Origin of the sequence: Roseobacter sp. HKCC-CH-9208 (genome assembly GCF_037805125.1) — a bacterium.
Lineage (GTDB): Bacteria > Pseudomonadota > Alphaproteobacteria > Rhodobacterales > Rhodobacteraceae > M30B80.
Genome location: NZ_JBBLYK010000001.1, coordinates 323271 through 335172 on the forward strand (window position 1 = coordinate 323271; position 11902 = coordinate 335172).

Sequence of the window (11902 nt, forward strand, 5' to 3'; positions counted from 1 at the left end):
TGCGCTTTTGGGTGGGGTATGGTTCTTCTCAGCCTCCCTCGAAGCCATTAGGTTGCACCCATCATGTCTCACCTGCCCGATCCTTACGTGCAAAGCGAATTTTATTCTTATGTCGCGCTCAAACGCTTTGGCGCTTGGGTGATTCATGTTCTGGTGATCACTGTGATCTTGTTGATTACAGGGATTTTCACAGTAGGGCTTGCGTGGTTTTTCTGGCCCATATTCTTTGTGGCGCTTTCTTTTGTCTATCGGTGGTTCACCCTTGCCAGCCAATCCGCCACATGGGGGATGCGGATCATGGCGATTGAATTACGCAATGCAACGGGCGCGCGGCTCAATAGTTTCGAGGCGATGATGCATACGTTTTTGTTCATGCTCGCCTCTGGCTTTGTTCTGCCGCAAACGATTTCTGCCCTCATGATGATTTTGGGCGCGCGCAAACAGGGTCTGCACGATCTTTTCTTAGGCACAGTCGCCATAAATCGCCCGCAATAAACGCGCAGTTTTCGCGGTATGGTTGCAATTTACTTGCCCGCGCCCCTACATTGAGGCAGGCTATATTCAAATTTTCGCCGCTGAGGATCCATGCGCCACACTCTACCGATTGCACCGCAATTCTATGTGACTGCACCTCAAACCTGCCCTTACCTTCCAAATCGGCGGGAACGAAAGCTTTTTACCGCATTACAGGGCGATCATGCGACTGAACTGAACGATAGCCTATCAAAGCAAGGCTTTCGCCGCTCGCAAAATGTGCTCTATCGCCCCGCTTGCGCTGATTGCACCGCCTGTCTCTCTGCGCGGATCAGGGTGGCGGATTTTGTGCCAAGCAAAAGCCAAAAACGCACCAAAAAGCGCAATCTGGGGACGACCCGCAATGCCCGCGCCCCTTGGGCCACGGAAGAGCAATTCACCCTCTTTCGCCGCTATCTAGATGCGCGCCACGCCGATGGCGGCATGGCTGATATGGATGTGTTCGAATTTGCCGCGATGATTGAGGAAACACCCGTGCGCTCGCGAGTGGTGGAATATCGCGATGCGGGCAAGGATGCGGGATTAGCGGCGGTCTGCCTGACCGATATCCTCGATGACGGGCTCAGCCTTGTCTATTCCTTCTTTGATCCTGATTTGGATCACCGATCCCTTGGCACGCATGTGATCTTGGATCATATCGATCTCGCACGCGAGGCAGGGCTGCCCTATGTCTATCTCGGCTATTGGGTGCCAGGGTCGGACAAAATGGCCTATAAGGCGCGGTTCTCGGCCCTTGAAATATATGTTTATGGCGCGTGGCAGGAGATCGGCAATCCTGATGAATATTCCAACCAGACGCACCCTTTGTCGGTTGATCCGATTGCGCAACAAGTGGCGCAGATTTCCTTGCCCGACTTGATGGCCCCGCAGACAGCGAAATCTTCGCAGGACACGCCCTGAGGCCCATCTGGTTCACATCAGTATAAGCACCAAACGAAAACGGCCCCCCAAATTGGGGGGCCGCGCTTTTTCATGCACCCTGTCATCTGCCCTTAATTGTTGGGCAGAAGGTCAGGCACGATGGTCACGATGTCAGGGAACAGCCACAACAGGCCCAGCCCCAGAACTTGGATCAACACGAAGGGGACCACGCCACGATAGATGTTGCGTGTGGTCACGCTGGCAGGGGCAACCCCGCGCAGATAGAACAACGCAAATCCAAAGGGCGGTGTCAGGAACGAGGTCTGCAGGTTCACCGCGATCATAATGGTCACCCATTTCGGATCCAATGTACCGCCATAAATCACAGGCCCCACGATTGGGATCACGATGTAGATGATCTCGAGAAAATCGAGAACAAAGCCCAAGACAAACAAGATCAGCATCACCAAGAGGAACACGACCGTCTCGTTATCGAAGGCGCGCAGGAATTGTTGGATGTAATGCTCGCCCCCAAAGGAGATCAGAACAAGGTTCAACAACTGCGATCCGATAAGAATGGTGAACACCATCGATGTCACTTTCGCCGTTTCCCGCACCACAGGCGTCAGAACGCTGCGGCGATAGAGAACATAGCAGCTGTAAAGCAGCCCGCCGAAGGCGAAGTGATAGGCAAATTGCGCTATGAAATAGGCAATCCAATCTTGCAGCGGCACCTCAGAACGGCTGATGCGCAGATCAAAATTGACACCCACCAAGATCAGGATGACCAGCGCGAAAGATGCCCAGATTACGATCTTTGATTTCTTGTCTTCTTCGCTCAGTTTACGATGCGCGGCGAGCATGATCGCCCCTGCCGCACCCAAAGCCGCCGCAGGTGTTGGGTTGGAAATACCGCCAAGGATAGATCCCAAAACCGCAACGATCAGAACCAGTGGCGGGAACACCACCCGCAACAGTTCGTTTTGCGACATCCGCATCATAGCAATCCGACAGCCATAAATGGTGAGGGCAAACGGAAGCGCGAGATAGATCCAAGCCGCACCTGAACTGGTCGCGGGCGTGATGAACAGCACATCCACCGCAAACGCCAAGGCCACGCCGATACCACCGATAAGCAACGGGCGCGCGTGTTCATTTGGCGCAACACCGCGTGCCGTGGTCAGGATCAATGCCAAGAGGATAAAGATTGTAGCCACGCCAGATCCGATCGGTGCTGCATTGGCAATCGCCGCCTCGCGAGCCGCAACCATTTCCTCCTCGGACAATTCGCGGGTTTCACCTGTTGCACCTGATGCTGCAATATCGGCCGTCTCAACCACGGCTTGATCCCATGCCTCTTGACCATGCAGCTCAATCATCGCCGCTTGGCAGCTTTCGCTCACATTCGTGCGCAGGCTAGCGGAACGGCTGTTGTTTTCCATGTTGGAAACAAAGATCGACTGGCTGCCAATCACACCGCTACTTGCCCCAAGAACCACCGCAAAGATAAGGGCGGCAGGCGCAGCCAAGAACCATGTCAGCGCCTCATTGCGGGTGATCGGGCTGGCATTGGTCGACCCCATCTGAACCGCAGGCGCCTTGCTTGGATTAAACAAGGCAAAGCCGAAGGCATAGGCGGCATATAGGAACGCCAAGAAGATACCTGGCAAAATCGCGGCTTGGAACAATGTGCCAACGGAAAGAACGGCAGGCTCGCCCAGATAGGTCAGCGCATCGGTACAGCCCGCCACTTGGGCACGGGTTTCTTGGCCCGTAGCATAGAGGTCACCCACCAATGTGCCCAGAAGAACAATCACGATAGAGGGCGGGATAATCTGGCCCAAAGTGCCAGAGGCCGCAATCACACCCGTTGCCAGTTCGGGCGAGTAGTTGTTGCGCAACATTGTTGGCAGCGCCAAGAGGCCCATGGTCACCACAGTCGCCCCAACGATCCCCGTGGAGGCCGCAAGGAACGCACCCACAATCACGATGGACACCGCCAAGCCACCGGGCAGCGGGCCAAAGACGCGCGCCATAGTTGTCAGCAGGTCATCGGCGATCTTAGACCGCTCAAGCGTGATCCCCATCAAAACAAACATCAAAACAGCTAAAAGCGTTTCGATAGACTGACCCGCGATCACACGTTCGTTCATGCGGTTCACGATGAAGGAAATGTTGCGATCCATAGCCATTTCCCACCCGCCGGGGAAGAGATGTTCCTCAAGCCGCGGCAATTCGGGGTATCGGAAGACCGAGATAGCTTCGCGAGAAATCCCACTGTCAACTAGGGCGCGATACTGATCAGAGGCCGTATCAATCGCTTGGTGGATCAACAATCCCGCAGAGTCGAGCGCAGCAATAACCGCAAAGGATATTATCCCCGCGCCGCCAATAGCAAAGGCAACGGGGAAGCCTGTCATGATCCCGCCAAACAACGTCAGGAACACGATAATCAGACCGATTTCAATTCCATCCAATCCAAAAATCATTTTGTTTTCTTTCCTTCAAGCACGTCTAGCGTGGATCTTAATGGCCCGCTGCATGCAAGGCTTGGGTCTCTGCATCTTGCGGATCAAGGTCACGATACTTATCAGTACTTTCTTCGCCCTCGACATATTCGAGAAAGGCGCGCCAGAACACCGCCATTGCATGGATGAAAACCATGACGCAGAAGGCGACCAATAAGACCTTAAAGATGAAATAGGCGTTGAAACCGTTAGGGCTAAAGCCGATGGTTTCCACGTTCCACCGCAACACACGCGCTTGCATGATCATGCGATCCAACTCGCTTGAGGCGGCAGGATTTGGCACCACAAGGTGACGCCACATAAAAAACCATGCATATAAATAGGTCAGAACGGTTGTGGGCAGCATAAAGAACAGCGCCCCACCCATGTCGATAATGCGCTTTGCGCGGTGTCTCATGCCTGAGTAAAAAAGGTCAACGCGCACATGCCCGCCCTGCACAAAGGTGTAAGACACGCAAAGGCACACAATCATAGCATTGTACAGCTTCAGCTCTTCCGCAAACCATGACAAATCCTGCGTGAAGCTTATACCAAGCGGCCCAAGCTCAAGACCGGGGACCTGAAAAATTCGTTGCAGGAATACGATCATTACCTGCTGCAGCACCATTATCAAGCCTACCCATGCAACTGTGCGGCCAACGCCATTGGCAATAGCCTCAAATGCGCGCACCATCACCCATAGCATTTGGCGCTTCCAGATCGCACCAATAAGGGTAATGACCAAAAAGGCGGTGAAAACGACGAAGAAAAACTCCACCGATGCACCATAGTAGATGAACCGCACGAGGGACTCGTTATTGCTCCAATCTAACCATGACCCAGGGCTCATGAGCGCAATTGCCAGATTGTAGGGGGCCATCGCAAAATTTGTGAAGACCCAGACAATGAAATCAATCATATGACTATCCTTGCAGAAACGGGCGTTGCCTTAACAGGATCTCATGCACCGCTACACGCAGATAACTGCAGGCGCTCTGTGCTACGTGGGTCCCGCTTTGAGGGGCGGCTTTGAGGAGATGTAAAAACTCCTCCCCCGTTTGCACGGGAGAGGAGCCAAAGCTCAGGCTATTAGCCCGCGTTTACACGGTTACGCTGGCGCATATATTCGCCATCCGCAATATCGAACCAACCTACCGACTCTTTCATCGCTGCAAAGTAGCTTTCTGCGATCTGAGCGTAGATAGGATCGCCCATGTTCTCTTCGCGCACTTCAGCAGCTGCAGCGCCAAATGCGTTCCAAACGTCATCAGGGAAAGATCTTGTTTGGATACCGCCAGCGCGGAGTCTTTCAAGTGCAGCGCCATTTTCTTGCAGCGTCATCGAAAGCGACTTAGAGTTTGTTGCCGCACACGCTGCATCGACTACTTGTTTTTGTGCAGACGTAAAGCTTTCGTAAACATCCAAGTTGAATGACAAGGTCAATGCAGACCCTGGCTCATGGAAGCCTGAGGTGTAGTAGATAGAGGTTGCTTCCTGGAAGCCCATGCGCTCATCCGCGAACGGACCAATCCACTCTGCGCCGTCAATCTGACCAGAGGCAAGCGCCTGATAGATTTCACCGCCTGGAATGTTCTGAACGGATGCACCCAAGCGGCCAAGAACCTGACCACCCTGACCGGGCATGCGGAAGCGCAAACCCTGAAGGTCATCTGCGGAGTTGATTTCTTTGTTGAACCAACCACCTGGCTGCATTGCAGTGTTACCACAGGTGAAAGACTTCAGGTTAAAGAGACCTGCAAGCTCATTATGCTGCTCGTGACCACCACGGTTATAATACCAGTTGGCGAATTCCTGACCGGTCATGCCGAAGGGAACTGACGTGAAGAAAGCAAAACCAGGGTGCTGGTTCAAGAAGTAGTAATCAGCCGAGTGATACATGTCAGCCTGACCAGAGGACACGGCGTCAAACACTTCGAAGGCGCCAACGAGGCTACCGGCTGGGTTTTTGTTAACTGTCAATTGACCGTCGGTCATTGCAGTAATGTAGTCGGCAGCCATTTGTGCCGCGTCATCAAAGATCGCGAAACCATCAGGAACCGAAGTTACCAATGTCAGCGTACGATTGCCCTGAGCATAAAGTGGTGCGGCCAAAGTCGAAGCTGCGGCTGCTGTCCCCCCAAGGGCAGACGTTCTCAAGAAAGAACGACGATCCATAGTATTCCTCCCATTCGGACACTGCCGCATTGGTGCGACAGTTTTTCATTTCAAGGTCCCGCTACGCTACAGCAACAAAATTGCGCCGCAAACCAATTTCCGCGCCCGAAGCCCCGATTTTGTAAAATTTTTTTACCAAAAGAGCTATTTTCACTAAAATATATCGCAAATTATGACCTAATTTTATAATAGGTGAATGGATTTTACGCAAGCGATCAACTTAAGGTTACAATTGAGCGCGGCGCACTCGCCATGATCTGCGCCCTCGCTCCGAATCTTTTCAAACGCAAGGGCACCTGCAGTTTTACCGATCTTGCCCCCCAAAACGCACAGTCCTATCACAGAGCAAAAGCGGCCAATCATCCCCAAGGTTGGATGGTCAAATTCAGAAAACCATCCATTAGGGCCATTCTGGGATATAAAATTGCGTATTTTCGCCACCAAAAGACAGTTTATTTAATTTCTACCCTGCAAACGCTGTTGACCTCCCCCCCGCGGATACCTAATGTCGCCCCGATTATAGGAGATTGGGATGCTACATTTGGTGGTCGTAAATGTGGGAGTGACAGCGCGCGTGGGTCGGTGACGATAGCCATAAAAACCCCCATGCGCCCTCGGATATCACCGAGGGCTTTTTTATTCGCAACACCCCATAAAACACCGCCCCATGTAGCGGCCAAAGTGTACAACGAAGGACAAAGACAGATGACGCGTCAGATGACCGGTGCAAAGATGGTGGTCGAAGCCTTGATTGAACAAGGCGTTGATACGGTGTTCGGGTATCCAGGTGGCGCGGTTCTGCCCATCTATGACGAGATCTTTCAGCAAAATCACATTCGCCACATTCTTGTGCGTCATGAGCAAGGGGCGGTGCATGCCGCCGAGGGCTATGCCCGCGCCACGGGCAAACCGGGTGTTGTGTTGGTCACCTCTGGCCCCGGGGCAACCAATGCAGTGACAGGGTTGGTGGATGCCTTGATGGATTCGATCCCAATTGTGGTTCTGACGGGTCAGGTTCCAACCTTCATGATTGGGTCAGACGCATTCCAAGAGGCCGATACAGTCGGCATCACCCGCCCCTGTACCAAGATGAACTGGTTGGTCAAAGACACAGATCATCTGTCGTCCACCATTCACGAGGCGTTTCATATCGCCACGAACGGCCGCCCCGGCCCCGTTTTGATCGACATTCCAAAAGATGTGCAATTCGCAACAGGCACCTATGTCGAAAAGCCCCGCGCGAAGGTTGATCACTATACCCCGCGCGTCAAAGGCGACACCGCGATGATCACCGCCTTGGTCGAGGCCATGGAACAGGCGGAGCGTCCGATTTTTTATACAGGCGGCGGCGTGATCAATTCCGGCCCCGCGGCAAGCAAGCTGCTGCGTGAACTGGTCGAAGCGACTGGATTTCCTATCACGTCAACCTTGATGGGGCTTGGCGCGTATCCTGCATCAGGCGAAAAATGGTTGGGGATGCTGGGTATGCATGGCCTTTACGAGGCCAACCTTGCCATGCATGGCTGCGATTTGATGATCAACATTGGCGCGCGGTTTGACGACCGCATCACAGGGCGCATCAACGCGTTTTCGCCAAACAGCCTCAAGGCGCATGTCGATATTGATCCCTCCTCGATTAACAAGGTGATCCATGCGGATTTCCCCATTATTGGGGATGTGTCCCATGTGTTGGAAGATATGCTGCGCATTTGGAAATCGCGGGGCAGCAAAACGAATTCCGCAGCGGTCAAGAAATGGTGGGGCCAGATCGAAGAATGGCGCGCCGTGAAATGCCTCAGCTATAAAAATTCAACCAAGACAATCAAACCGCAATATGCGCTTGAGCGGCTTGAGGCGCTGACAAAAGGCATGGATCGCTACATCACCACTGAGGTCGGCCAACACCAGATGTGGGCCGCGCAATATTTGGGTTTTGATGACCCAAATCGTTGGATGACCTCTGGCGGCCTTGGCACAATGGGCTATGGCACACCCGCCTCAATCGGGGTGCAGGTCGCCCATCCTGACGCCTTGGTGATCAATGTGGCGGGCGAGGCATCATGGCTGATGAATATGCAGGAAATGGGCACGGCCGTGCAATACCGCCTGCCCGTCAAGCAATTCATCCTTAACAACGAACGTCTTGGCATGGTGCGCCAATGGCAGGAATTGCTGCATGGTGAACGCTACAGCCATTCATGGTCAGAGGCCTTGCCAGATTTCGTCAAACTGGCCGAAGCGTTCGGATGCAAGGGTATCATGTGCGACAATCCCGATGATCTTGATGAGGCGATCAAGGAAATGCTCGCCTATGATGGGCCAGTGATTTTCGACTGTTTGGTTGAGAAGCATGAAAATTGCTTCCCAATGATCCCATCGGGCAAGGCACATAATGAAATGTTGTTGGGCGAGGCTGAAACCCAAGGCGTGATTGACGCCAAGGGCAGCGTCTTGGTCTGAGGAAAGGGTGTAATCATGTCTCCGCTCAATATCGAAAAAGGCTCTAGCAGCCATTCGGCCTATGATCTGCGCAGCCATATGTCTGACGCGATTGAAACCCACACGCTTGCGGTTTTGGTGCAAAACGAAGCAGGCGTTCTGGCCCGTGTCATCGGGCTGTTTTCGGGCCGTGGCTATAATATCGAAAGCCTGACTGTGGCTGAGGTTGATCACGCAGGCCATCGGTCACGGATCACGATTGTGACCTCAGGCACGCCACAGGTGATCAACCAAATCAAAATGCAGCTCGAGCGTATGGTGCCCGTCCATGAGGTGCATGACCTCACCGTCGAAGGCGCAATGGTCAGCCGTGAATTGGCCTTGTTCAAGGTCAAAGGCAAGGGTGAGCATCGTGTCGAAGCCTTGCGCATTGCCGAGATTTTCCGCGCCAATGTGGTGGACAGCACTTTGGAAAGTTTCGTCTTTGAAATCACGGGCACGCCCGAGAAAATTGACGCCTTTGCCGATCTCATGCGCCCCTTGGGCCTATTAGAGGTTGCCCGCACAGGCGTTGCTGCCATTGCGCGCGGTGCGTAACCGCACAGGTCGCTTCCCATAGTCTCAAAGGTCGCGTTTTGATAAGATCAGCGCGGCCTTAGCCTTCAAAAAAGATCATCCCCGTTTGGGGCACATCTTTTCTTAGGGGGAAAGACCTATGCCTGATGATTTGATCAAGTACGATCTCGACAGCGTTCTTGCGCCAATTTCGCGCGCCAATGGCCTGCCGAATGCGCATTACACCGACCCCGCAACAATCGCTCGTGAAAACCGCGCGGCGCTTGAGCATCAATGGGCCGCTTTGGCCGTTGGGGCCGATGTGCCTGAAAATGGCGATGCAAAACCGATTGAATTTCTGGGCCAACCCCTGCTGCTTTTGCGCGATGACACAGGGGCGGTGCGGGTCTTTTTCAACATCTGCCGCCACCGCGGTATGATCTTGGTCGATGCGCCGCGCAAAATCGAAGGCGCTATCCGCTGCCCCTATCATTCATGGTGCTATGCCAAGGATGGCCGCCTTGTGGCCACGCCCCACGTGGGCGGGCCTGGCCAAAACCAACATGAAGGGATTGAGCGGGCGACCTTGGGCCTCAAAGAGGTGCGCAGCCATATCTGGCGGGATGTGGTGTTTATCAACCTGTCGGGCGATGCCCTCGATTTTGAAACCCAACACCAAGCCGCCCTCACCCGTTGGGCTGAATTTGAAAAGCCGCTCTATCATGGCGGCGAAGACAGCTGCTTTACCTTGGATGTGAATACGAATTGGAAACTCGCGGTCGAGAATTATTGCGAGAGCTATCACTTGCCATGGGTGCATCCGGGCCTGAACAGCTATTCACGCCTCGAAGATCACTTTCACATTGAAGAAGAACAAAGATTCTCGGGCCAAGGCACGCTTGTCTATCGCCAGCTCAAGGATGAGAAAGGTCAAAGCTTTCCTGATTTTGACGGGCTGTCGCAGACATGGGACACCGCCGCTGAATATATCGCGCTTTATCCCAATGTCTTGCTGGGCGTGCATCGCGATCATGCCTTTGCGATTATCCTAGAGCCTGTCGCCCATAACCGCACGCGCGAGCATGTTCATCTCTACTATGCCACCCCAAAGACCGATCCTGACTTGCGCGCCAAAAACGCCAAGCTGTGGAAGGATGTCTTTATCGAAGATATTTTTGTGGTGGAGGGGATGCAAAAAGGGCGTGCTGCCGCAGGGTTTGATGGGGGCCGCTTTGCCCCCGCGATGGACGGGCCGACACATATGTTCCACCAATGGGTGGCGCAGCGGTTGCGCGACACAGAAAGCGGATTGTGAGCGCCCCAAAATCCGCGCTTGATGCCGCACTTCTTGCGGCCCATGCGGCAGGCGATAAAGAACGCATTGCGCAGATATATGCCAAGGCCGCCGATGATATGGGTGCGGCCTCTGCCGCGTTTTATTTGACCCATGCTTATGTGTTTGCCCTTGATGCAGGGCTGCCCGAGGCCGAAACCTATCGCCGTGCCTTGGTCGAATTGGGGGCCGAGCCGACCAGCTAGGCGCTCACCCACCCCCCAAAATGCGGCGCACGTAATTTTGTGTCTCTTGAAAGGGCGGCACGCCGCCATGAGTGTTCACGGCTTGTGGCCCAGCATTATAGGCCGCCAAGGCCAAACGCCATGAGCGGAAATTGCGATATTGCATCGCCAAATAGCGCGCGCCCCCTTCTAGGTTTTGCGCAGGATCATGCGGGTTCACCCCCAAGAGATCAGCGGTATCTGGCATCAATTGCGCCAAACCAATCGCACCCGCATGGCTGATGGCGCGCGGGTTCCAGTTCGATTCAACCGCAACAAGGCGTAGGAACAAATCCTCAGGCACGCCATGACGGCGCGCCGCATTGCGGGCAAGATCAAGATAGGCCTGAGGGGCCTGCCCCGAAAAGCGCGGGATCGCCGCGCCAAGGGCCGCATCGTAATCAGGGCGCAAGCGTTCTGAATTGGAATATTGGCTTGAGGCGCGGCTGTCCAAAACCCGTGCCGCCGAACGGAAACGATCAAGGCTATTGCCATAGGCGACAGAGACTTGCCCAAAAATTAGGACAAATCCCACAGAAATCAGGCTGACTTTCTGCACCTTCACGGCCCATTCACCTCATAAAACCTGCTCTGTTTTAGCCTGTATCCCCCACAGGGCCAAGCGCTTGTGCGCCGCCTGTAAATGAAATTCGGGTTTCATTAACCAATTTACGATGGTCTAAACATATCTCAAAGGCGCAGATTCGCGGCCACGACTATGGGAGAGGTGACATGGCAGGTTCGGTTAATAAGGTAATTCTGGTCGGGAATTTGGGGCGCGACCCTGAGGTGCGCAGCTTTCAGAATGGCGGCAAAGTGTGCAATTTGCGCATTGCGACATCTGAAAACTGGAAAGATCGCAACACAGGCGAGCGGCGCGAGCGCACGGAATGGCACTCGGTGGCGATTTTCTCAGAACCTTTAGCCCGCATTGCAGAACAATATCTGCGCAAAGGGTCAAAGGTCTATATCGAAGGCCAGCTGGAAACCCGCAAATGGCAGGATCAAAATGGGCAGGATCGTTACACGACCGAGGTGGTCTTGCGCCCCTATCGTGGCGAGTTGACCTTGCTTGATGGTCGCAATGACCAATCGGGTGGTGGTGGCAGCTATGGCGATAGCGGGGGCTATGGCGGTGGAGATGACCGCATCAGCGGCGGCGGTTTCCCAGATGATCGCGGAATGGATCGCGGTGGTGCGGGCCAATCCATGCCAAGCGATATGGATGACGAAATCCCCTTCTAAGTTGCTTGCCCCCCCTGCCCCAAGCGCGT

Annotated in this window: 11 protein-coding genes; 7 read left to right on the forward strand and 4 right to left on the reverse strand. The window is 54.0% G+C overall.

The genetic code is table 11. From position 1 onward, the window contains the following. Positions 1–63: 63 nt before the first annotated feature. Both AAC621_RS01625 and AAC621_RS01630 read left to right on the forward strand, forming a co-directional pair. A complete protein-coding gene (locus AAC621_RS01625) occupies positions 64–495 on the forward strand; it encodes an RDD family protein (RefSeq protein WP_340251551.1) in 432 nt (143 codons plus the stop codon). Positions 496–585: 90 nt separating this feature from the next. Next, on the forward strand, positions 586–1434 hold the full coding sequence (locus AAC621_RS01630; protein ID WP_340251553.1) for an arginyltransferase: 849 nt from the start codon (positions 586–588) through the stop codon (positions 1432–1434). Positions 1435–1526: 92 nt separating this feature from the next. On the opposite strand, the gene AAC621_RS01635 is transcribed toward AAC621_RS01630, so the two are convergent. The 3 genes from AAC621_RS01635 to AAC621_RS01645 all read right to left on the reverse strand — a co-directional run bounded on the left by AAC621_RS01635 (position 1527) and on the right by AAC621_RS01645 (position 6077). After that, a complete protein-coding gene (locus tag AAC621_RS01635) occupies positions 1527–3884 on the reverse strand; it encodes a TRAP transporter large permease (RefSeq protein WP_340251555.1) in 2358 nt (785 codons plus the stop codon). A 37-nt stretch (positions 3885–3921) separates the two neighbouring features. Then, entirely contained in the window at positions 3922–4821 is a 900-nt protein-coding gene (locus tag AAC621_RS01640) for a TRAP transporter small permease subunit (protein WP_340251558.1), read from the reverse strand. A gap of 170 nt (positions 4822–4991) precedes the next feature. After that, positions 4992–6077 (reverse strand): TRAP transporter substrate-binding protein, encoded by a 1086-nt coding sequence (locus tag AAC621_RS01645; RefSeq protein ID WP_340251560.1) that lies wholly within the window; start codon positions 6075–6077, stop codon positions 4992–4994. Positions 6078–6782: 705 nt separating this feature from the next. Here AAC621_RS01645 and AAC621_RS01650 point away from each other — a divergent pair. From AAC621_RS01650 to AAC621_RS01665, 4 genes are all read left to right on the forward strand, one after another. Next, positions 6783–8537 (forward strand): acetolactate synthase 3 large subunit, encoded by a 1755-nt coding sequence (locus tag AAC621_RS01650; protein WP_340251562.1) that lies wholly within the window; start codon positions 6783–6785, stop codon positions 8535–8537. Positions 8538–8552: 15 nt separating this feature from the next. Further along, positions 8553–9113, forward strand: a complete 561-nt coding sequence (gene ilvN / locus AAC621_RS01655) for an acetolactate synthase small subunit (RefSeq protein ID WP_317654445.1) — start codon at positions 8553–8555, stop codon at positions 9111–9113. Positions 9114–9231: 118 nt separating this feature from the next. Beyond that, positions 9232–10386 (forward strand): aromatic ring-hydroxylating oxygenase subunit alpha, encoded by a 1155-nt coding sequence (locus AAC621_RS01660; RefSeq protein ID WP_340251564.1) that lies wholly within the window; start codon positions 9232–9234, stop codon positions 10384–10386. Further along, positions 10383–10610 (forward strand): hypothetical protein, encoded by a 228-nt coding sequence (locus AAC621_RS01665; RefSeq protein WP_340242852.1) that lies wholly within the window; start codon positions 10383–10385, stop codon positions 10608–10610. Before AAC621_RS01660 ends, AAC621_RS01665 begins: the two co-directional genes overlap by 4 nt. A 4-nt stretch (positions 10611–10614) precedes the next feature. Here the strand turns inward: AAC621_RS01665 and AAC621_RS01670 are convergent, their stop codons facing one another. After that, positions 10615–11187: a lytic transglycosylase domain-containing protein gene (locus tag AAC621_RS01670; protein ID WP_445322508.1), complete on the reverse strand. Its 573-nt coding sequence runs from the start codon at positions 11185–11187 to the stop codon at positions 10615–10617. Positions 11188–11360: 173 nt separating this feature from the next. Between AAC621_RS01670 and ssb the strand changes: the two genes are divergently transcribed. Then, positions 11361–11873, forward strand: a complete 513-nt coding sequence (ssb, locus tag AAC621_RS01675; RefSeq protein WP_317654442.1) for a single-stranded DNA-binding protein — start codon at positions 11361–11363, stop codon at positions 11871–11873. Positions 11874–11902 lie beyond the last annotated feature (29 nt).